The organism is Sedimenticola hydrogenitrophicus (genome assembly GCF_029017505.1).
In the GTDB taxonomy this organism is placed as follows: Bacteria; Pseudomonadota; Gammaproteobacteria; order Chromatiales; family Chromatiaceae; genus Sedimenticola; species Sedimenticola hydrogenitrophicus_A.
The window spans coordinates 17,918-39,979 of the sequence record NZ_JAQGEI010000007.1 but is presented as its reverse complement, the minus strand read 5'-3'; the positions used below and the strand labels follow the sequence as shown (position 1 = coordinate 39,979).

The 22,062-nt window shown below is 62.5% G+C and carries 18 protein-coding genes; 7 read left to right on the top strand and 11 right to left on the bottom strand.

Annotation, left to right across the window (positions count from 1 at the left end; all coding sequences use genetic code 11):
* Positions 1–121 precede the first annotated feature (121 nt).
* The 7 genes from O9K64_RS05700 to O9K64_RS05670 all read left to right on the top strand — a co-directional run bounded on the left by O9K64_RS05700 (position 122) and on the right by O9K64_RS05670 (position 10,213).
* Positions 122–1,207 (top strand): TRAP transporter substrate-binding protein, encoded by a 1,086-nt coding sequence (locus O9K64_RS05700; RefSeq protein ID WP_275097111.1) that lies wholly within the window; start codon positions 122–124, stop codon positions 1,205–1,207.
* Between the two features lie 120 nt (positions 1,208–1,327).
* Entirely contained in the window at positions 1,328–1,966 is a 639-nt protein-coding gene (locus tag O9K64_RS05695) for a TRAP transporter small permease subunit (RefSeq protein WP_275097110.1), read from the top strand.
* A gap of 3 nt (positions 1,967–1,969) precedes the next feature.
* Positions 1,970–3,358: a TRAP transporter large permease gene (locus O9K64_RS05690; RefSeq protein ID WP_275097109.1), complete on the top strand. Its 1,389-nt coding sequence runs from the start codon at positions 1,970–1,972 to the stop codon at positions 3,356–3,358.
* Positions 3,359–3,511: 153 nt separating this feature from the next.
* On the top strand, positions 3,512–6,340 hold the full coding sequence (locus O9K64_RS05685) for an FAD-binding and (Fe-S)-binding domain-containing protein (protein WP_275097108.1): 2,829 nt from the start codon (positions 3,512–3,514) through the stop codon (positions 6,338–6,340).
* Between the two features lie 94 nt (positions 6,341–6,434).
* The gene (locus tag O9K64_RS05680) at positions 6,435–7,421 is read left to right on the top strand and encodes an ABC transporter substrate-binding protein (protein ID WP_275097107.1); all 987 of its coding nucleotides are present in this window, start codon (positions 6,435–6,437) and stop codon (positions 7,419–7,421) included.
* Positions 7,422–7,475: 54 nt separating this feature from the next.
* Positions 7,476–8,177: a hypothetical protein gene (locus O9K64_RS05675; RefSeq protein ID WP_275097106.1), complete on the top strand. Its 702-nt coding sequence runs from the start codon at positions 7,476–7,478 to the stop codon at positions 8,175–8,177.
* A 149-nt stretch (positions 8,178–8,326) separates the two neighbouring features.
* Positions 8,327–10,213 carry a methyl-accepting chemotaxis protein gene (locus O9K64_RS05670; RefSeq protein ID WP_275097105.1) on the top strand — a complete coding sequence of 629 codons (1,887 nt, stop codon included), beginning with the start codon at positions 8,327–8,329 and terminating at the stop codon, positions 10,211–10,213.
* On the opposite strand, the gene ureG is transcribed toward O9K64_RS05670, so the two are convergent.
* The 11 genes from ureG to urtA all read right to left on the bottom strand — a co-directional run bounded on the left by ureG (position 10,203) and on the right by urtA (position 21,828).
* Entirely contained in the window at positions 10,203–10,844 is a 642-nt protein-coding gene (gene ureG, locus O9K64_RS05665) for an urease accessory protein UreG (RefSeq protein WP_275097104.1), read from the bottom strand. The two genes, O9K64_RS05670 and ureG, sit on opposite strands and share 11 nt — an antisense overlap.
* Before the next feature lie 14 nt (positions 10,845–10,858).
* On the bottom strand, positions 10,859–11,545 hold the full coding sequence (locus O9K64_RS05660) for an urease accessory protein UreF (protein WP_275097103.1): 687 nt from the start codon (positions 11,543–11,545) through the stop codon (positions 10,859–10,861).
* Positions 11,529–12,005, bottom strand: coding sequence for an urease accessory protein UreE (gene ureE, locus O9K64_RS05655; RefSeq protein ID WP_275097212.1), 477 nt, complete (start codon positions 12,003–12,005; stop codon positions 11,529–11,531). Before ureE ends, O9K64_RS05660 begins: the two co-directional genes overlap by 17 nt.
* 234 nt (positions 12,006–12,239) lie before the next feature.
* Entirely contained in the window at positions 12,240–13,955 is a 1,716-nt protein-coding gene (ureC, locus tag O9K64_RS05650; RefSeq protein ID WP_275097102.1) for an urease subunit alpha, read from the bottom strand.
* A 175-nt stretch (positions 13,956–14,130) separates the two neighbouring features.
* On the bottom strand, positions 14,131–14,769 hold the full coding sequence (gene ureA, locus O9K64_RS05645) for an urease subunit gamma (protein ID WP_275097101.1): 639 nt from the start codon (positions 14,767–14,769) through the stop codon (positions 14,131–14,133).
* Positions 14,770–14,916: 147 nt separating this feature from the next.
* Positions 14,917–15,774, bottom strand: coding sequence for an urease accessory protein UreD (locus O9K64_RS05640; protein WP_275097100.1), 858 nt, complete (start codon positions 15,772–15,774; stop codon positions 14,917–14,919).
* 2 nt (positions 15,775–15,776) lie between these two features.
* Positions 15,777–16,472 (bottom strand): urea ABC transporter ATP-binding subunit UrtE, encoded by a 696-nt coding sequence (gene urtE, locus O9K64_RS05635; protein ID WP_275097099.1) that lies wholly within the window; start codon positions 16,470–16,472, stop codon positions 15,777–15,779.
* A 226-nt stretch (positions 16,473–16,698) separates the two neighbouring features.
* Positions 16,699–17,529, bottom strand: coding sequence for an urea ABC transporter ATP-binding protein UrtD (urtD, locus tag O9K64_RS05630; RefSeq protein WP_275097098.1), 831 nt, complete (start codon positions 17,527–17,529; stop codon positions 16,699–16,701).
* On the bottom strand, positions 17,526–18,626 hold the full coding sequence (gene urtC / locus O9K64_RS05625; RefSeq protein ID WP_275097097.1) for an urea ABC transporter permease subunit UrtC: 1,101 nt from the start codon (positions 18,624–18,626) through the stop codon (positions 17,526–17,528). The genes urtD and urtC overlap by 4 nt, the downstream gene beginning before the upstream one ends.
* 3 nt (positions 18,627–18,629) lie before the next feature.
* Positions 18,630–20,243: an urea ABC transporter permease subunit UrtB gene (gene urtB, locus O9K64_RS05620; protein WP_275097096.1), complete on the bottom strand. Its 1,614-nt coding sequence runs from the start codon at positions 20,241–20,243 to the stop codon at positions 18,630–18,632.
* A 295-nt stretch (positions 20,244–20,538) separates the two neighbouring features.
* Positions 20,539–21,828 (bottom strand): urea ABC transporter substrate-binding protein, encoded by a 1,290-nt coding sequence (gene urtA, locus O9K64_RS05615; protein ID WP_275097095.1) that lies wholly within the window; start codon positions 21,826–21,828, stop codon positions 20,539–20,541.
* Positions 21,829–22,062 lie beyond the last annotated feature (234 nt).

Genomic DNA, 22,062 nt, shown 5'->3' with positions numbered 1-22,062 from the left:
AGGCGACAGGATGGCCTCGTCAAACCGTCTCGGGATTGTGATCCGAGTAGGGTAAAAGCCGGAGAGAAGGCGGTTGACCGGGAGGCTGTCACCCTGTTTCCCCATTGGAGTGAAAAGAACCATGAATCGAAAATTGATCTCGGTAGTGTCCGCCGCAGCCCTGGCCCTGAGTGTCGCCAGCGGTGTTGCACTGTCGGCGGAAAAGAAAACCCTCCTCAAGGTGCCGGTCTACTTCGGCACCCACCTGACCGGTCTGGGCAGTACCCCCAAGTGGCTGGCCGAGCACCTGAACGTCGCCAGCGGCGGCAGTGTCAAGATGAAGATCTATGAGCCGGGCAAACTGATCCCACCCGCGGAGATCCTGGAGTCGGTGGCCAGCGGCAAGGTCAACGCAGGCTATACCACGCCGGGCTACAACACCGGCGTGCTCGGCACCAAGAGTGGCATCTTTTCGGCTGTTCCCTTCGGTCCCGATGCACCTGAATTCCTCGCCTGGATCTATTACGGGGACGGCCGCAAGTTGTGGCAGGAGATGTATGACAAGAAGGGGTTGAATGTGCATGCCATTCCCTGCGGCATTATCGCCCCCGAGACCTCCGGCTGGTTCAACAAGCCGATCGACAAGCCAGAGGACCTGCAGGGTGTGCGCATGCGTTTCTTCGGCCTGGGCGCGCTGGTGATGGAGAAGATGGGCGTCTCAACCAGCCTGCTGCCCTCCAGCGAGATCTTCCCGGCCCTGGAGAAGGGCGCCATCGATGCCACCGAGTTCTCCATGCCGGCCATCGACAAGCTGCTCGGTTTCCACAAGATCCTCAAGTTCAACTACTACCCTGGCTGGCACCAGCCGGCCACCCTGTTCGAACTGGTAATCAACGGTGATACCTGGAAGGGCATGGGCGAGTCCCAGCAGGGCCTGGTGGAGATGAGTTGCAAGGCCGCCATGCTGGACGGACTGGCGCTGGGCGAGGCGATCCAGTTCCCGCAGATGAAGGAGAACCTCAACAAGAACGGTGTCGAGAACCGCTACTGGTCTCCCGAGATCCTGGATGCGTTCAGGGGCAAGTGGTCCGAGGTGGTAGCTGAAGAGTCCACCAAGGACCCCGAGTTCAAGGCGATCTGGGATAACCTGGAGAGCTTCCGCAACGACTATGCGGTCTGGAACAAGTGGGCCTTCCTGCCCCGTCCGGGCACCGTGCGCGAGCAGTAATCCGCAGCTGGAGGAGGGGTCCCGGTCCCGGGATCCCTCTTTTTTTACCCGTCATTTATCCCCGGCATCCGCTGAACGGATTTTTGCCCGGGACATCTTGAGACAGTATCGAGGCATGAGATGAATCAATCCAACGATCTGGAATATCGCATACCCATTGTCGATGCCCTGAATGGATTCGTGCAGCGTATCGGCCAGGTCGTGGCCTGGACCAATGTGCTGCTGATCGGTGTCATTCTTGTCCAGGTCGTACTGCGGTATGGCTTCAACAACGGACTGGTTTATCTGGAGGAGCTGATCTGGCACATCTACGCCGTCGGCTTCATGTTCGGCCTCAGCTTCGCCATTACCAACGATTCCCATATCCGGGTGGATATCGTGCACATGAGTCTCTCCCGCGCCAACCAGCACCGCTGGGAGATCTTCGGTCTGCTGTTCCTGCTGCTGCCGTTTATTGTGGTCATCTTCCTGCACAGCCTGGATTGGGTCTACTACTCCTACCAGATCGGCGAGAGCTCCCAGAACCCGACCGGTCTGCCCTATCGCTGGATTGTCAAATCGGTCATTCCGATCAGTTTTGCCCTGCTGTTTATTGCGGCGATCGCCCGTCTGATCCGTGAGGTCACCCTGTTGTTGCATCTGGCCCGGGAACCGGAAGAGCCCTATCCGGGGCGCGTTTCCATGATTCGCCATCTGTTCCGGGTACAGGAGCAGGGCGCGGGCGACACCAGCAGCAGTGATCAGCGTGAGGAAGTGTAAGTCATGGAAATGAATGAAATCCTTGTTATTGCGATGTTTGTCAGCTTCATCGCCTTGCTGTTTACCGGTTTCCCGGTCGCCTGGGCGCTGGCGGGCATTGGCATTCTGTTTGCGGGTGTCGGCTATCTGGCCGACAACTATCTCGACACCATGACCGGCCTCGACTACTCCACCCTCGGTCTGGCGGTCGGTCGTATCTTCGGCATTATGACCAACTGGGTGTTGGTGGCGTTGCCGATGTTTATCTTTATGGGGCTGATGCTGGACAAGTCCGGCGTCGCCGAACGCATGATGCACGCCATGCAGGGACTGTTCGGCCGGGTGCGCGGCGGTCTGGCCATCGCCGTCACCCTGATCGGTATCATCCTGGCCGCCTCCACCGGCATCATCGGCGCCTCTGTGGTGCTGCTGGGTGTAATGTCCCTGCCGGTGATGATGCGTCAGAAATACAGCAAGACCCTGGCGTTGGGTACCGTGGCCGGGGCGGGCTGTCTCGGTATCCTGATCCCGCCCAGTATCATGCTGGTGATCATGGGCGACCAGATGGGACTTTCGGTGGGCGACCTGTTCATGGGCGCGGTGTTCCCGGGCCTCATCCTGGGCATTCTCTATATCATCTATATCCTGCTGTTTTCATTCTTCAAGCCGGTATCCGCGCCACTTTCAGCAGATGCCAAACCGGTCAGCCTGGCGGTGGTCTGGAGCGTGTTCAAGACCATCCTGCCGCCGGCGGCCCTGATCCTGTCGGTGCTGGGTTCCATCTTCGCCGGTATCGCCACCGTGACCGAGGCCAGTGGTATCGGCGCCCTGGGCGCTATCGTCATGGCGGCCGCATATCGTCGCTTGAACTGGTCGGTATTGAAGGAGGTGACCATCAACACCTTCAACACCTCGGCCTACATCTTCGCCATCTTTGTCGGTGCCACGGTATTCGCCCTGGTGTTGCGGGAGCTGGGCGGGGATCAGTTGATCGAGTCCACCTTGACCGGCCTGCCGTTCGGACCCTACGGCATCATCGCCTTCATTCTGGCGGTAGTGTTTCTGCTCGGTTTCTTCCTTGACTGGATCGAGATCAGCCTGATCATCCTGCCGTTGCTGGCGCCGGTGGTGAAGGCCCTGGGCCTGGATATCGACGGCCATGGTGTGGTGGATAATCCGGAGCTGGTCTGGTTCGCCCTGCTGGTGGCAGTCACCCTGCAGACCTCGTTCCTGACGCCGCCGGTCGGTTTCGCCCTGTTCTATCTCAAGGGGGTTTGCCCGCCGGGCATCACGCTGATGCATATCTACAAGGGCGTTATTCCGTTCATCCTGCTGCAGTTGCTGGGACTGCTGGTGGTGGCCTTCTTCCCGGATGTGGTCACCTGGTTGCCCTCGGTGGCTTACGGCAAGTAGGCCCAAGAGTCAGCCGCGAGGAGTGGTGCAATAGGAGTGGTACAGGGATGTACCGGTAACGGAGCCGAGGATGCAATGCACCACTCCTCGCGGCTAAAGTTTTTTCTCCTGCGTGATGGTTGTGAATTATTTATCCTGGGGTGCAGGTAAGGCATGTCGGCAGATTACACGGCATTAAAAGACGAACTGGCAGGTTTCATTGACCCGACGCGGCTGATCGATGATCCGCTGCGCACCCTGGCCTACGGCACCGACGCCAGTTTCTACCGGCTGATACCCAGGCTGGTGGTGAAGGTGAATGACGAGTCCGAGATGGTGCGCATCCTGGCGGCCGCGCACCGTTGCGACACTCCGGTCACCTTCCGCGCGGCCGGTACCAGCCTCTCCGGGCAGGCGATCAGCGATTCGGTGTTGTTGCTGCTCTCCGGGGATTACTGGCGCGGTTACACCATCAACGAAGATGCCTCCATTATCCGTCTGCAACCGGGGGTGGTGGGCGCCTGGGCCAACAGCTACCTGGCGCCTTACCAGCGCAAGATCGGTCCCGATCCGGCCTCCATCAACGCGGCCAAGATCGGCGGCATCGCCGCCAACAACGCCAGCGGCATGTGCTGCGGCACGGCCCAGAACAGCTACCACACCCTCGCTAATCTGCGCGTCGTCCTGGCCGACGGGACGGTGCTGGACAGCGCCGAGCCGGCCTCGGTGACTGCCTTCAGGGAATCCCATGGCGACCTGCTGGCGACACTCTCCGTGCTGGCGGCGGAGACCCGCGCCAACGCCGAACTGGCGGAGCGTATCCGTCACAAGTACCGGTTGAAAAACACCACCGGCTACAGCCTCAACGCGTTGATTGATTTCGAAGATCCGATCGACATACTGCAGCACCTGATGATCGGTTCCGAGGGTACATTGGGTTTCATCTCCGAGATCGGCTACCACACGGTGCCGGACCACCCCTGCAAGTCCACCGCCCTGATCCTGTTCCCCACGGTGGAGATCGCCTGCAGGGCGGTGGTGCTACTCAAGCAGACGCCGGTGACGGCGGTGGAACTGATGGACCGCGCCGCGCTGCGTTCGGTGCAGGAGAAGCCGGGCATGCCGGCCTGGCTGCGTGAGCTGGATGACGAGGTGGCCGCCCTGCTGGTGGATGTGCGGGCGGCGGACGAGGCGACGCTGAAGTGCCGGGTGGCGGATGTAGGCCAGGCCCTGGTACCGATCCCACTGGTGCGGGAGGCGGAATTCACGGCGGACCCGACGGCCTACCAGGCGCTGTGGAATATCCGCAAGGGGCTGTTCCCGGCCGTCGGTGCGGTGCGTACCACCGGCACCACGGTGATCATCGAGGATATCGCCTTCCCGGTACCGCAGCTGGCGGCGGCGGTCAGGGGGCTGCATCTGCTGTTTGAAAAATATCATTACCATGAGGCGCTGATCTTCGGCCACGCCCTGGAGGGCAATCTGCATTTTGTCTTCACCCAGGATTTCAGCACCGAAGAAGAGGTGCGGCGTTACCAGGGCTTGATGGACGAGGTGTGCGCGCTGGTGGTGGCCGATTATGGCGGCTCGCTGAAGGCGGAGCACGGCACCGGACGCAACATGGCGCCGTTCGTGGAGATGGAGTGGGGCAGCGACGCCTACCGGTTGATGTGGCGGCTGAAAAAGCTGTTCGATCCCGCCAACCTGCTTAACCCAGGCGTGATTCTGAATGAAGATGCCGAGATCCATCTGAAGAATCTCAAGCCGTTGCCACCGGCCGATCCGTTGATCGACAAGTGTATCGAGTGCGGTTTCTGCGAGCCGATCTGCCCTTCGCGCAACCTCACGCTCACGCCACGTCAGCGCATCGTCTCCTGGCGTGAAATATCCCGACTGAAAACAACCGGCGAGGATGTCCGGCGCCTGCAACAGTTCGAAACCGATTTCGCCTATCAGGGGCTGGAGACCTGTGCCGTGGACGGGCTCTGCGCCATCGAGTGTCCGGTGGGAATCGATACCGGCAAGCTGACCAGGCAGATCCGGCAGACACAGCAGGGCGCGGGCGCGGCCCGGGTCGGTGACTGGGTGGACAGCCACTTCGCCGGTGTCGCCGCACTGACCCGCGCCGGCCTGAAGCTGGCGGCGCTCTCCCAGGATCTGCTGGGCGACCGGCTGATGGGCAGAACCACCGGCCTGATGCGACGCCTCAGCGGCGGGCGTATCCCGCAGTGGAATCCGGCTATGCCGCGCGCGGCCGGCCGGCTGCGGCCGCCGGTCAGCGGGGCGGACGCCTATAACGGCACGGTGGTCTATTTCCCCAGTTGTGCCAGCCGCACCATGGGACCGGCCAAGGGCGATGCGTTCCAGGACGATCTGCACCAGGTGATGCAGAACCTGTTGGGCAAGGCGGGCTACCGGGTGATCCTCCCCGAGCGACCGGAGGGGCTCTGTTGCGGCATGGCCCTGGAGAGCAAGGGGTTGCCGGAACAGGCGGAACGGAGTCTGCGGCGGCTGGAACAGGCGCTGTGGGATGCCAGCGAACAGGGCCGCCATCCGGTCCTGTGCGATACCAGTCCCTGCACCTACCGCATGATCGAACAGATCGAGCAGCCGCTGCGGATTTACGAGCCGGTGGGCTTCATCGGTGAACACCTGCTGGCGCATCTCAAACGTACATCGCAAATGGAAAGTGTCGCCCTGCACATCACCTGCAGCAGTCGCAAGATGGGTCTGGCCGGCGCCATGCGCCGGCTGGCGGAGCAGTGCGCACGGCAAGTGTTTATTTCGGAGGACAAAGGGTGTTGTGGGTTTGCCGGTGATAAAGGCTTTGCCCGACCTGAGTTGAATGCCTCGGCCTTGGGACTGTTGTCCGGATCACTGCCACAACACTGTGAAATGGGCGTCTCCAACAGTCGTACCTGCGAGATCGGTCTGTCGCTGCATGCCGGTCTCTCCTATCAATCCATTGTCTACCTGGTGGACCGCTGTTTTGTTGCCCGCTGAGCGGCTGTTCACCAAGTCGTATCGCCGTTAATGAAAGGAGTTTTTTTATCGAGTAAGCCGTACAACAACAAACCACAAGCATGATGGAGAGAGGATGAAAACCATAACAGCCATAACATTGGCGCTGTCCCTGCTAGGCCTCGCCAGCCGGGTGTCCGCAGCGGATATCCTGGTGGTCGAGAGTTATCACCAGTCCTACTCATGGGACGCCAGTTACACACAGGCATTGCGTGAGGAACTCGGTAAACAACACAACCTGGTCTTTTTCCAGATGGATACCAAGCGCCTGCCGGTCGCGGCGCATGCGACGCAGGCAGAAAAGGCCTGGTCGGCCTATCGGCAACTGAAACCGTCCCTGGTGATTCTGGGGGATGACAATGCGCTGAAATATCTTGGTCCGCGGCTGGCAGCCGAGCCGGTGCCGGTAGTCTATCTGGGTATCAACAACAATCCGCGTAGTTACTTCGATACGGCGCCGGGAAATTTTACCGGCGTTTTGGAGCGTCCGCTGTTCAAGCGCTCGATCGCTTCCCTGTCGAAAATAGTGAAACCCCGACCGAAAAAAATCCTCTTGCTGTTTGATGCAGGAACCACGGCGCGGGCGGCGGTCAGTGAAGCCTTCGCCGGAAATATCTGGGTCGATGTGTTCGGCGTGGCGGCCAAGGTGCGCCTGATCAGGAGCTGGGTCGAGTGGAAGGTGCAGGTTAGCGAGGCCCGCCGGCACGGTTATGACGCCATCATTGTGGGGCTGTACCACACCCTCACCGATATCCAGGGCAATAACATCGCCGCGGAGCGGGTGATGAGCTGGACTACCGAACATGCCCCGGTGCCGCTGTTCGCGTTCTGGGACTTCAGCGTCGGCCGGGAGATGACGGCCGGAGGTCTGGTACTCAGTGGAGAAGAGCAGGGACGGATGGCAGCGGCGATCGCACGGCAGATCCTGGCCGGTACCGAACCCTCGCGTATCTATCCGAAGACCGCCCAACAGGGCCGCTACCTGTTCAGCCGCAGCCGGCTGGCGCAGTACGGCCTGACACTGCCGACGGAAATCGAACGTGTCAGCAGCCTGATCGAATAGGTCGGGACCCGATCGCGTCCTATGACTAATCCCATCCATCCGGAGGATTTAAATATGTCCCAAGCTTTTGTCAGTACCAGAGTGCGTCTGGCGGTCTCCATCTCCCTGCTGGTGATGTCGGTTCTGTCCGGCTACCTGCTGATCCACTATCTTGATCTGCGCAGCAGCCTTAAGCAGGAGCTGTCCGGCGTCGCCGAGGCCACTGCCAGCAGATTGTCCCGCCAGCTCGCCGCCCCGCTCTGGTCGATCAACGAGCAGCAGATCAGCTCCACGGTCGAGTCGGAGATGACCCAGCATGCCCTCGCGGCGGTGGAGATCCTCGATCCACTGGACAAGCGGACACTGTTCGAGCGCAGGCGGGAAAGTATCAAACCAGGTTTCCTGTTTAGTCAACAGGACGCCGACGCCATCATGGCGGAAACGGCGGTGGTTACCGAAGCGGGTGAACAGATCGGCGTCGCCGTAGTGCATGTCTCGCCCGCCTTTATGCACAACAGCCTGGTTACGGTATTGAGCCGGCGGGCGATCGAACTGCTGCTGCTCGGCGCCCTGCTGGTCGCCGCCAGCCTGCTGATGATCCGGCTACACCTGCTTGTGCCGCTTCAGCGCGCCACGGCCGCTATCTGCTCAAATTCTGAAAGCGAGTTGGACGAGCTGATTCGCGGCAACCGGAACCGTGACCTGGATCTGTTGCTGAGGGCGGTCGGGGAGTTGCGTGGACAACTCGGAAACACCCGTAAAATGCAGGGAAAATGAGCGCCGCCAAGGGTATATGCCGCGCGCATCACTTAAGAGAAATGTTGATCAGCCGTTACATGGAGATACGCAACGCTGATAGCTGTACCTCTTCACCGATTGCCTGCCAGGGCTGGCGCCGATGATCCAAGAGACATGAGGAACATTTGATGCTTAAAGTTCACTCGATCAAAACCAGGCTCCTCCTGGTGATCGTCATCTCCCTGGCCGGCTTCATGGTTCAGGGCGTGGTCACGTTCAACGTGCTGGATGAGATGAACGCCGCTTCCCGGCGGCTCGAATCGGCCCAGCAGGCGGCCCAGGTGATCGACAGTACCCAGGCCGAGGTGTTGACACTGACACTGCAGAAACGCGGACTGAACCAGGACAATGAGGCGGCGTATCGGGACGGCCTTGAGCAGACCCTGGCACGGCAGGCGCAACAGCTGGAACGGGTTGCCACCGAACTCGGTTCACCGGCCCTGACCGGGCACCTGGAGGGCCTGCGCGGGGCGCTGCAAGGCTATCTGCGGCAACTCCTGGCCTGGCACAAGATTCGCCTGACCCTGGGCATGGATCAGGCGTCTGGCCTGACCGGAACGCTACGCGAGAAGGCCGCCGCCCTGGAGGCCCTGGTGAAGGGTTTCTCGGCCATGGAGCGGGCGCTGGTCGAGGTGGCCCAGGTGGAGAAGGCGAGCCTGAGCGGCGGCCTGCCGACCGACGCCGCCCCCTTCGAAAGCGAACTCAATGAGCTCAAGGCGCTGATCGTGGAGCTGCAGTTCGAGGATACTTTCATGCCGGCGATCGATGCCTATGCGGCCGCCTTCGGGCCGGCGCACGAGCAGTATCGGCAGCTCACCATGCTCGATCAGAAGCTGCTCGGTCAACTGCCGGAGATAGAGCGGGCGGTGGCCACGGTGGCTGAATTCATCAATGTGCAACTGCTGGCCGAGGCCCGCAGCAGGGCCGAGGCGGTCAGTCAGCAGGCGCGCTATACCCTGGTGGCCACGGCAGTGGCCACCGCCGCCGTTCTGGTGTTGCTGCTGCTCTGGATCGGTCGCGCCATTAACCGCGGGCTCAGCGATACGATGGGGCTGCTGACCGAGTTCTCCGGCGGCAACCTGGCCGCCCGCCTGGACGGCTATGACAAGGACGGGGATGAATTCGGTCAGTTGGCCACTTCAGCCAATGCCATGGCCGGCAGCCTGGGCGATTTGGTGCGTCAGGCGGACGCTGCCGGTCGGGAGATGGTGGGAATCTCCCAGGAGCTGTCCGTATCCACCGAACAGCTGGTATCGGTGAATCGCCAGATCAACGACCAGACCCAGCAGGTCGCCGCCGCCTCCGAGGAGATGAGCGTCACCGCCAACGAGGTGGCCAACACGGTCAATGACCTGAACCGCGCCGCGCAGAAGACCTGGGAGGCGGGCGATGCCAGCACCCAACTGGTAACCCGTACCGAGGAGGCGATCCGGGAGATTGCCCGGGTGGTGAACGATGCCGCCGCCATGGTGCATCAGCTGGGCGTTCGCTCCAACCAGATCGGCGTGGTGGTGGATGTGATCAACGAGATCGCCGAGCAGACCAACCTGCTGGCGCTGAACGCCGCCATCGAGGCGGCGCGAGCCGGCGATGCCGGGCGCGGCTTCGCGGTGGTGGCCGACGAGGTGCGCAACCTGGCCACCAAGACCGTGGAGGCCACCACCCAGATCACCGCCTCGGTGGAACAGATCCAGGGCGGCAGCCGGGAGGCGATGGCGGCCATGGAACTGGGGCAACAGTCGGCCGAGCGCGGCGTCTCCCTGGGGGAGGAGGCCAAGGCGTCGATGGACCTGATGCGGGAACAGGCCTCCAAATCGTCCGAGCGCACCGGCCAGATCGCTACGGCGATCGAACAGATGAGCGTCACCATCCGCGAGATCAGTCGCAGTATCGAACAGGTGGCGCAGGCGGTGACCAACAGCCAGTCGGCCACCGGCGCCATCGCCGACACCAGCCGTGTCGTCGCCGACAAGGCGAGTCAGTTGAGCGCGGTGACCGGGGCCTTCAAGACCTGATTTGGCCGGCCTCCGGCGTCGATTCCGTGAGCATGCCCCGGTGCTCGATGAAGGCGATGATCTCAGAAAGCCCCTGACAGGTCTTCATGTTGGAGAAGACGAACGGGTTGTCCCCGCGCATGCGCCGGGTGTCCTGCGCCATCACCTCCAGCGAGGCTCCTACATAGGGGGCCAGGTCGACCTTGTTGATCACCAGCAGGTCGGAGCGGGTGATGCCGGGACCGCCCTTGCGCGGCATCTTCTCGCCCTCGGCCACATCCAGCACATAGATAGTGAGATCGGCCAGTTCCGGGCTGAAGGTGGCGCTGAGGTTGTCGCCGCCGCTTTCGATGAACACCAGGTCCAGATCGGGGAAGCGTTCGCACAGGTCCTCCACCGCCGCCAGGTTCATCGAGGCATCCTCGCGAATCGCCGTGTGCGGACAGCCGCCGGTCTCCACTCCAATGATGCGCTCCGCCGCCAGCGCCTGGCTGTGAATGAGGAAGCGGGCATCCTCCTGGGTGTAGATGTCATTGGTGACCACGGCCAGTTGATAGCGGTCGCGCATCGCCTTGCACAGGGCGTCCAGCAGCGCGGTCTTGCCGGAGCCGACCGGGCCGCCGACGCCGATACGTAGAGGTGTGCTGTTCATGGTTTCTGTTCCCTTCATGATCGGTAGAGTCGGGTGTATTGGGTTTCGTGCAGGCTGCTGGCCAGCGCCTGGGCCGGACAGGAGGCGCCGATCACCTCGTCTTCCAGGTTCAGGCCGCGCTCCACCAGCCGGGGGATGTCGCCGGTCAGGGCGGCGATGATCTGCTGCCCCGCGGTCTGTCCCAGGGGCACGATCTTGACCCCGGCCAGGGTGGTGTTCTCCAGCCAGCCCCAGAGATAGCCCTCGGCGGCCTGGCGCAGGGGGATGTCCCAGTGTTGCGCGGCCAGGGCGAAGCCGGCCAGCTGGCAGCTTCTGAGGATCGGCATCCGCGCTGCCGACACCGGGATACCGAGGTGCGGCAGCAGGCTGGCCAGCGCCCGGCCGCGATTACGCTCCTCTTCCCGCAGCTCCCGGGTCTCACGGCAGGCGAGCAGATAGCGGCTCCAGTAGGCGAGCGCGGTGTCGTCGTTATCGGCGCTGGCCTGGTAGAGCCGGGCGAGCAACGGGATCTCCAACTGGGTCATACCGCTGTGCATCAGGCAACCGAGCCACTCCTTCAACCCGACCTCGTCGCCGACCCAGCCGCACTCCACCGCCCACTCCAGTCCCTGGGAGTAGGTGAAGGTGCCGACCGGTAGCGAAGGGCTGACCAGATGCAGCAGCCGCAGGCGGGCGACATCCGGCTCAATGGTGGTGGCCATGACCGGCTCCCTGTGCATGCCGATGGCCGTTTTCCGCACTGCCGCCATAGGCGCCCGGTTCCGGCTCGAACGGGGCCTCGGTGACCGTCACCTGCAACCCCAGGCCGCGCAGCATCCCGTCCAGCACATGGTCATGCGGATAACTGACCCGGTCGGGTTGTATTTCGATCTGAACATGCCGGTTGCCCAGGTGGTAACAGGCCCTGGCGAGAAGATGGGGGTCGTCACTGACCACGCTTGAGAGGGTTTCCCGGGCGGCGACGACCTTCACCGTATAGCCGTTGTCGGCACGCAGCAGATCGCCGTCCACAAGCGTGCTGCCGCGCGGCAGGAACAGGCCGGCGTCCACGCCATTGTCCAGGGTGACCCGCAGCCGGCACTTGATGCGGCTCTGCAGCGGCAGGGTCAGCGTGGTGTCGACGGCGGCGAGGCCGGCGGTCTTTTCAATGAGTTTGATCATCATACGTTCCCTGAATCCTGGTGCGGCTGGCGCCCACGGGACGCCCTATGCGGTTGTTTGTGTTGTGGTTGGCGCCCACGGGGCGCCCTATATCTGTTTGATGGGTTACGTCGTTCCTCCTTCACCCATCCTACGTTTCTAAACAGTTCGGTAGGGTGGGCACGTCTTCTGTGCCCACGCTGTATTTGTTCCCGTTCATTCGCGTGGGCACAAAAAGCGTGCCCACCCTACGATCTAAAACAGGAAAAAGCGTTGCGCCAGCGGCAGCGACGCCGCAGGCTCGCAGGTCAGCAACTCGCCGTCGGCACGTACCTGGTAGGTCTGCGGGTCCACCTCGATCAGCGGCTGGTAGTCGTTCAGCCGCATGTCCGCCTTGGTGACATGGCGGCAATCGCGCACCACGCCGATGAGCGACTGCAGACGCAGTCGCTCGGCAATCCCGGCGCCCAACCCGGCCTTTGAAAGAAAGGTCATGCGGGTGGAATACATCGCCCGGCCCACGGCGGCGAACATGGGTCGGTAGTGCACCGGCTGCGGCGTGGGGATGGAAGCGTTGGGATCGCCCATCGGTGCGGCGGCGATCAGGCCCCCCTTGATGATCAGGCTCGGCTTGGTGCCGAACAGGGCCGGTTTCCACAGCACCAGATCGGCCAGCTTGCCCACCTCCACCGAGCCCACTTCGTGGGCGATGCCGTGGGCGATGGCCGGGTTGATGGTGTACTTGGCGATATAGCGCCTGGCGCGCAGGTTGTCGTGCCGCGCCGGATCACCGGCCAGGCTGCCGCGCTGCTGCTTCATCTTGTGCGCTGTCTGCCAGGTGCGGGTGATCACCTCGCCGACCCGGCCCATCGCCTGGGAGTCGGAGGCGATCATGGAGAACGCCCCCAGGTCGTGCAGGATATCCTCGGCGGCGATGGTCTCGCGGCGGATGCGCGACTCGGCGAAGGCCACATCCTCGGCGATGTTGGGGTCCAGGTGGTGGCAGACCATCAGCATGTCCAGGTGCTCGTCGATGGTGTTGACGGTGTAGGGGCGGGTCGGATTGGTGGAGGAGGGCAGCACGTTGGCCTGGCCGCACGCCTTGATGATATCCGGCGCGTGGCCGCCGCCGGCCCCCTCGGTGTGATAGGTGTGGATGGTGCGCCCCTTCATGGCCGCCAGGGTGTGCTCGACAAAGCCCGACTCGTTGAGGGTGTCGGTATGGATCGCCACCTGCACGTCGAAGGCGTCGGCCACCGTCAGGCAGTTGTCGATGGCCGCCGGGGTAGTGCCCCAGTCCTCGTGCAGTTTCAGGCCGATGGCGCCGGCCGCCACCTGCTCCTCCAGGGCCTGCGGCAGGCTGGCGTTGCCCTTGCCGAGAAAGCCGAGATTCATCGGCAGCCCATCCGCCGCCTCCAGCATGCGATGGATATTCCACGGGCCGGGGGTGCAGGTGGTGGCGTTGGTGCCGGTGGCCGGGCCGGTGCCGCCACCGAGCATGGTGGTGACGCCTGACATTAGCGCATCCTCCACCTGCTGCGGGCAGATGAAGTGGATGTGGGAATCGATCCCGCCGGCGGTGAGGATGCTGCCTTCGCCGGCAATCGCCTCGGTGCCCGGGCCGATGATGATATTCACGCCCGGTTGCACATCCGGATTGCCGGCCTTGCCGATGGCGCTGATGCGGCCGTTTTTGATCCCCACATCGGCCTTGACGATACCCCAGTGATCAAGAATGAGGGCGTTGGTGATCACCGTGTCCACCACTTCAGACCCTGGTTCCGACGAGGGCCGCTGGCTCTGGCCCATGCCGTCGCGGATCACCTTGCCGCCGCCGAACTTCACTTCGTCGCCGTAAATGGTGTGGTCCTGCTCCACCTCGATCAGCAGGGCGGTGTCGCCCAGCCGCACTCGGTCACCCGTGGTCGGCCCGTACATTTCGGCATAGGCCTGGTTACTGATAATTGCCATTGTTTAATGCTCCGATCATTTAATCAGGACGACGTCGCCTGATCGAGGAAATGCTCGCGAAAGCGGTGGTGTCGTAGGGTGGATAAGCCGGTAGGCGCATCCACGCTGAATCAGTTGATGGTGGATGCGCAAGCTTATCCACCCTACATTCCTGTGATGGATCAATCGCCATTGATTATCCCTCCAGGTTACCCATCACCGCGCCGTTGAAACCGTACACCTTGCGCTCGCCAGCATAGGCGACCAGGGTCACCTGCCGGGTCTGTCCGGGTTCAAAACGCACCGCGGTGCCGGCTGGAATATCGAGACGAAAGCCGCGAGCCTTGTCGCGGTCGAATTCCAGGGCCGGGTTGGTCTCGGCAAAGTGGTAGTGGGAACCCACCTGAATCGGCCGGTCGCCGCTGTTGGCCACCGACAGGGTCACGGTTTCGCGGCCGCTGTTGAGCTCGCGCTCGCCGGGCGCGGTGATGATCTCGCCGGGGATGAGCGTGTCCGCGGGGGCGTTGTCAGAGGGTAGGATGGGGTCATGCACCGTCACCAGCTTGGTGCCGTCCGGGAAGGTCGCCTCCACCTGCACGTCGTGGATCATGGCGGTGACCCCCTCCATTACATCCGCCGAGGTGAGCAGGGTGCGGCCGTAATCCATCAGCTCGGCGACCGTCCGGCCATCGCGAGCCCCTTCCAGGATGGCGGCGCTGATGTAGGCGATCGCCTCTGGATAGTTCAGTTTCACGCCTCTCGCCAGGCGCCGCTCCGCCAGCAGGGCGGCGGTGAACAGCAGCAGTTTGTCTTTTTCCCGGGGGGTGAGATCCATGAATGACTCCTTAAAAATATCAGGTTCAAATATCGTAACTACTCACGGGTGATTGGCCAGCCTTGCCGGCCTCACACGATGGCTGGATCGAGATAGGCCAACAAGCCAGGCCAATCGCTTGCAGGCCGGGTGAGTAGTTACTAAATATCAGGTATTCCATATGCGCGGCACGCAGGGTGGACGATCGACCACGGCGGGTCGCAGGGCTTTCCAGATGTCGCTGAACAGGGCGCGGGCGGTCTCGGTGGAGTCCCCCAGGTAGCGGGCGATGAACAGGCCGTCCACCTCGGTAATGCCCAGCCTGTTCCGTTGCGATTCCGGGAGCTGCGCGCGGATCGTGTCCAGCAGGCCGTTATCTCCGGCGGTGGCCCCGGTGGTGGCAATGAGGGTACCGAGCACCGGATGGTGACGCAGTCCGGCACTGGCGCCAAGATCGGCCTGTCCGTTTACCTCCAGCCGCTCATGCAGCAGCGGCAGACCGTCCCTGAACAGGCTGAAACGAAACAGCGCCGCGCCGTGGTCGAAGACCTCGTCAATCACTGGGCGGCCAAGACAGTGAATCTCCCAGCCGATAAAGCGGGCATTGCCCTCAAGCTGCACGGTGGTCGCCAGCTCGATCCGGGCCCCCGGAAAAATAATGTTCTCCTGTGGCAGCCACTCCAGGCAGCCATCCGTAACACGGAGTGTCTGCCGCTGCGTGGCCCAGGGACCGGCGCTGCGGTAGAACTTGGTGGCGCCGGGGGTGGTCACCAGCGCCGTGGCGCCGGGGGCCACTTCGGTGCTGATCCGCAGCTGGTCACCGCCGGCCACACCACCGGGCGGGTGCAGCAGGTAGACATGGCAGAGATCGCCCTCCGGGTAGAGCGCACGCTGCACCGCCAGCGGACCCTGGCGACTGCGCTCGGCCAGCAGGGTCTTTCCCGCGATCTGCCTGAAGCCGAGGCGCAGGGCGGCCTGCCAGCCGGTGCTCTCCATCGCATCTGAACGGATCGCCGGTTCCGCCATCTTCACACCGTCAGGTATTGACGAATCAGTTCGTCGTTGAGTCCGGCCATTTCGCCGGCCGCCACGTGGCGGCCGCGATCCAGGATGCAGTAGCGGTCCGCCACCTTGCGGGCAAACGGCAGCTTCTGCTCCACCAGCAGCACCGTGAGTCCGATCTCCCGGTTCAGGCGCAGGATTATGTCGCCGATCTCCTGCACGATATTGGGCTGAATCCCCTCGGTCGGCTCATCCAGGATCAGCAGCTTGGGATCGATCACCAGGGCCCGGCCGATGGCCAGCTGCTGTTGCTGGCCGCCGGAGAGGTCGCCGCCGCGCCGCCCCAGCATCTCCTTCAGCACCGGGAACAGTTCAAAGATGAACGGCGGGATCCTGTTGCCTTTTTCGCGGCGCGCCGGCAGGCCGATGCGCAGGTTCTCCTCCACCGTGAGCAGCGGGAAGATCTGTCGCCCCTGGGGCACGTAACCGATGCCGAGCGGGGCGCGCCGCTCGGCGATCTGGCGGTTGAGCGAGTCGCCGGCGAAGCGGATCTCGCCCGAGCGGAAAGGCAGCAGTCCCATCACGCACTGCAGCAGGGTGGTCTTGCCGACGCCGTTGCGCCCCATCAGGCAGGTGCACTGGCCTTCGGGGGCATGGAGATCCAGATCCCAAAGGGTATGGCTCTCGCCGTAGAACTGATTGATTTGTTCGACCTTCAGCATCTGATTTGTCCCAATTATTCGCCGCAACTACTCACCCAGTCTGTAAGTGATTGGCCTGGCTTGCCAGCCTCGCACGATGGCTTGTATCCTCGAATCCGGCCCCATTTTCAGCGCCTGCCCAAACTCGCTTCGCTCAAACAAGGGCAGGCTTGAATCTGAAAACGGGGCCGGATTCGAGGCGCCATCAAGATCGGCCAACAAGCCAGGCCAATCACTCCGTGAGTTACTATTCACCCAGGTAGACTTCCACCACCCGGGGGTCATTCTGAATCTCGTCCATGCTCCCCTCGGCCAGCACGCTGCCCTGATGCAGTACCGTCACCTTGCGCGCGATGGAGCGGATGAAATCCATGTCATGCTCCACCACCACCACCGTGTGGTCGCCGGCCAGCGCGGTGAGCAGTTCGGCGGTGCGCTCCATCTCCTGATGGGTCATGCCGGCCACCGGCTCGTCCACCAGCAGCAGCTTCGGGTTCTGCATCAGCAGCATGCCGATCTCCAGCCACTGCTTCTGGCCGTGGGAGAGGGCGCCGGCATTGCGGTCGCGGTGTGCCTGCAGGGCGATGATCTCCAGCACTTCGTCGATGCGCTGCCGTTGCACCCCGTCCAGTTGCGCGGTGAGGGTGGGCCAGATGCGCCGCTCCCCGGCCATGGAGAGCTCCAGGTTTTCGAATACCGTGTGGTACTCGAATACCGTCGGTTTCTGGAACTTGCGGCCGATTCCCGCCTGGGCGATCTCCGGTTCGCTGAGCTGCAGCAGGTTGATGTTCTGTCCGAAGTGGGCGCTGCCCTTGTCCGGTCGGGTCTTGCCGGTGATGATGTCCATCATGGTGGTCTTGCCGGCGCCGTTGGGACCGATAATGCAGCGCAGCTCGCCGGCGTCGATATAGAGGTTCAGGTCGTTGATCGCCCTGAAGCCGTCGAAGCTGACCGAGATATCCTCCAGGTAGAGGATGGTGCCGTGGCTCAGATCCACCTCCAGGCCGGTGGTCTGCAGCATGAAATCGAATACCCGGTCACGCCGCATCACCGTTCGCAGGTTGTCCAGTGAATTCATGCTGCTGCGCCTCCTTTTTTGCTTCGGGTTTTCATCAGGCCGATCAGCCCCCGGGGCAGCAGGATGGTGACCAGCACGAACAGCGCGCCGAGGGCAAACAGCCACACCTCCGGCAGGGCCCCGGTCAGGTAGGTCTTGCCATAGTTGACCATCAGGGCGCCGGCGGCGGCGCCGTACAGGGTGCCGCGTCCACCCACGGCCACCCAGATGACGATCTCGATGGAGTTGAGCGGGGAGAACTCCCCCGGGTTGATAATGCCCACCTGGGGCACGTAGAGGGCCCCTGCGATGCCGGCGAGTACCGCGGAGAAGGTGAAGATGGCCAGCTTCACATGCTCCACCCGGTAGCCGACGAAGCGGGCGCGGTCTTCCGCGTCGCGTATCGCCACCGCCACCCGTCCCAGGCGGGACTGGACAATGGCCCGGCAGACGATATAGCCCAGGGCCAGCATCAGCGCGGTCACCACGAACAGCCCGATGCGGGTGCTGTCCGCCTGCAGATCGAAGCCGAGCAGCTCCTTGAAATCGGTCAGCCCGTTGTTGCCGCCAAAACCCATCTCGTTGCGGAAGAAGGCGAGCATCAGGGCATAGGTCAGGGCCTGGGTCATGATGGAGAGATAGACCCCGGTCACCCGCGAGCGAAAGGCCAGCCAGCCGAACAGGAACGCCAGCAGGCCGGGCGCCAGCATCACCATCAGGGCGGCGAACCAGAACATGTCGAAGCCGTACCAGAACCAGGGCAGGGCGTCCCAGTTGAGGAACACCATGAAGTCCGGCAGCAGCGGGTCGCCATAGACGCCGCGGTCGCCGATCTGGCGCATCAGGTACATGCCCATGGCGTAGCCGCCGAGGGCGAAGAAGGCGCCGTGGCCGAGACTGAGTATGCCCAGGTAGCCCCAGGCGAGGTCCACGGCGATCGCCAGCAGGGCGAAGGCGAGATACTTGCCCAGCAGGGTGACGGTGTAGGTGGAGAGGTGCAGCGCATGGCCCTCGGGTGGCAACAGATTGAGCAGCGGCACCAGCACGGCGGCCAGCGCCAGCAGGCCCAGGAACAGCTGGCCGCCGCGATCCTGTTTCAGCAGATTCAGCAGACCCATCTCTCAGCCCTCCGCCGCCCGGCCTTTCTGCGGGAACAGTCCGCGCGGCCGTTTCTGGATAAACAGGATGATGAACACCAACACCAGGATCTTTGCCAGCACGGCGCCGGACCAGGGTTCGAGAAACTTGTTGGCGATGCCCAGCCCCATGCCGCTCACCAGGGTGCCCCAGAGGTTGCCGACGCCGCCGAACACCACCACCATGAAGCTGTCGATGATGTAGGACTGGCCCAGGTTGGGGCCCACGTTGGTCAGTTGGCTGAGGGCGACCCCGGCCACCCCGGCGATGCCGGAGCCGAGACCGAAGGTCATGGCATCCACCCATTCCGAGCGCACCCCCATGGCGCGGGCCATGGCCCGGTTCTGCGACACCGCCCGCACCTGCAGACCCAGCGAGGTCTTTTTCAGTACCAGGAACAGCGCGGCGAACACCAGCAGGCAGAAGGCGATGATATAGAGCCGGTTCAGGGTAAGGGAGAGGGCGCTGTTGATCTCCCAGCTGCCGCTCATCCAGCTCGGCGCCTCCACCGAGCGGTTGAGCGGGGAGAAGATGGAACGCACCGTCTGCTGCAGGATCAGGCTGATGCCGAAGGTGGCCAGCAGGGTCTCCAGGGAGCGGCCGTAGAGAAAGCGGATCACGCCCCGTTCGATGCCGATGCCGACCAGCCCGGATATCACAAAGGCGACCGGTATGGAGAGCAGCAGCGCGGCGCCGATATGCTCCGGCATTAGCAGCTGCATGACATAGGTGGCGTAGGCGCCGAGCATGATCAGTTCGCCGTGGGCCATGTTGATCACCCCCATGACGCCGAAGGTGATGGCCAGGCCGATGGCGGCCAGCACCAGCACCGAGCCGAGGCTGAGGCCGAAGAAGATGTTCTCGACCAGGCTGTAGAGCTGCAGTGTGGCCTTTATATTGTCCAATACCTGTTTGATCTCGGCGGCGAATGCCTCGTCGCTGGTACTCTGCTGCAGTTTCAGCAGGCCGTTGCGCACCGCCGGATGGATATTGCCGTCCAGCAGTTCGACGGCGGCGAGGCGTTCGGTTTTGTCACCCGAGCTCAGTTTCCCCAGGGCGATGACGATCTCCATCGCTTCACGGATCTGTCCGTCGCTCTCCTGTTCCAGTAAGGACTGAATCAACGCGGCGCTCGCGGCGTCGGGACGGTCCAGCAGTTGGTTGACGGCGGCGAGGCGTTTTGTCTTGTCCGGGTTGCGCAGATCCAGCATCGCCAGGGCATTGCGTATCTGGCTGCGCATGCGGTTGTTCAGGGTGATTTTGTTCATCGCGCCCCGGGCGACATTGCCCACGGACTCGCCGGTGATCGCATCGACCGCGTCGGGGCTTCCGCTGCGGCGCCCAAGCATGATCAGCCGCTGGTCACGCTTCAGCGTGTAGAGCCGGCTATCCATCAGGGCGACAAGGATCGCTCTCGCCTGTTCGCTGCCGTCGGACGCCAGCAGTTGAATGGCCTGGTATTTTTGGTCGAACTTTTTTGACTTGAACAATTCGGCCGCCGCATGCAGCGGCGTGTCGCTTTCGGCGGCGTATAGCGCAGGGAGCTGACCCGCAGTGAGGCAGGCAAGCAGCAGTATCCAGTTTAAAAGCCGTGACATGTGCCTACTTATTTGCTCTGGGTTATAGGGTTTCATAAAGGCCACCAATGTTTTTTAGCTAGATACCAGTAAGGTGTTGCATGAGGGACCGTACTTTTGTAGGAGTGGCTTCGCCGCGAAAACCTTCGCGCCAGAGGCGCTCCTACGGGGTGATTCACCAAGCTTGATCAACACCAACAACTAACTGGGATAGAGCCATGTTTTTATGCTTCTGCGTTCTCTGGTGGTCGGGACCAGGCCGGTCCGACTGGACCGGACTGGTCACACTTGCATAACAAGTATCAGTGGTACGACGTTACTCGTAGTTCTGGCCGGAACATTTCGCGGTCTTGACGTTGTAGTTGCCGCAGGCCAGCGGTGCACGCCAATCGGCGATGATGTCCTTGGAACCCGGCAGGAAGTCGGACCAGGCATCCCCGGCCACCAGACCGGAGGTCTGCCACACCACCTCGAACTGGCCGTTCTCCTGGATCTCGCCGATCAGCACCGGCTTGGTGACATGGTGATTGGGCAGCATGGCGGAGTAACCGCCGGTCAGGTTGGGCACCGAGACGCCGATGATCGCCTGCTGTACCGCATCGGAGTCGGTGGTGCCGGCCTTCTCAACCGCCTTCACCCACATGTTGAAGCCGATGTAGTGGGCCTCCATCGGATCGTTGGTGACCCGCTTGTCGTTCTTGATGAAGCTCTTCCAGGCGTCGATAAAGCCGCTGTTGGCCTCGGCGTCCACGCTCATGAAGTAGTTCCAGGCCGCCAGGTGACCCACCAGCGGTTTGGTGTCGATACCGGAGAGCTCCTCCTCACCCACCGAGAAGGCCACCACGGGAATATCCTCGGCCGAGAGGCCCTGGTTGCCCAGCTCTTTATAGAACGGGACATTGGCGTCGCCATTGATGGTGGAGACCACGGCGGTCTTCACCCCGGTGGAGCCGAACTTCTTGATCTCGGAGACAATCGACTGCCAGTCGGAGTGACCGAACGGGGTGTAGTTGATCATGATGTCCTTGTCGGCTACACCCTTGGCCTTCAGGTAGGCCTCGAGGATCTTGTTGGTGGTGCGCGGGTAGACATAGTCGGTACCGGCCAGCACCCAGCGTTTCACGCCGATGTCGTTCATCAGGTAATCGACCGCCGGGATCGCCTGCTGATTGGGGGCCGCCCCGGTGTAGAAGACGTTCTTCGACGACTCCTCGCCCTCGTACTGCACCGGATAGAACAGCAGGCCGTTCAGCTCCTCCACCACCGGCAGCACCGATTTGCGCGACACCGAGGTCCAGTTGCCGAAGATGGCGGCCACCTTCTCCTGGCTCAGCAGCTCGCGCGCCTTCTCGGCAAACAGCGGCCAGTTGGAGGCGGGATCGACCACTACCGGTTCCAGCTGCATGCCGAGCAGGCCGCCTTTCTTGTTCTGTTCGTCGATCAGCATCAGCATGGTGTCCTTCAGTGTGGTTTCACTGATCGCCATGGTGCCGGATAGGGAATGCAGGATTCCCACCTTGATGGTCTCCGCGGCTTGCGCGCCGCTCATCCCCGCGAGCGCGATGGCCATGGATACCAGGCTGCTTTTCAGGTAACTCGTTTTCATCTCGGACTCTCCACAATCTTGGAAAATGTTGGGTTGCTTATGATTTGGCACTGGAATTGCTCTCCCGGTAACCGGCGCCTGTTTTTTTACGGTTCCAGTCTCTCCCCGGGCCGATTGAATCGCCATGCGGCGTTACACTCAGCGGCATACGTCAAATGACGTATGTTCACTGGCTTGGTGAGAACCTAGGGTAGGGCGCCCCAAAAGGGTGCATGGCGAAACGATAAGCGACGA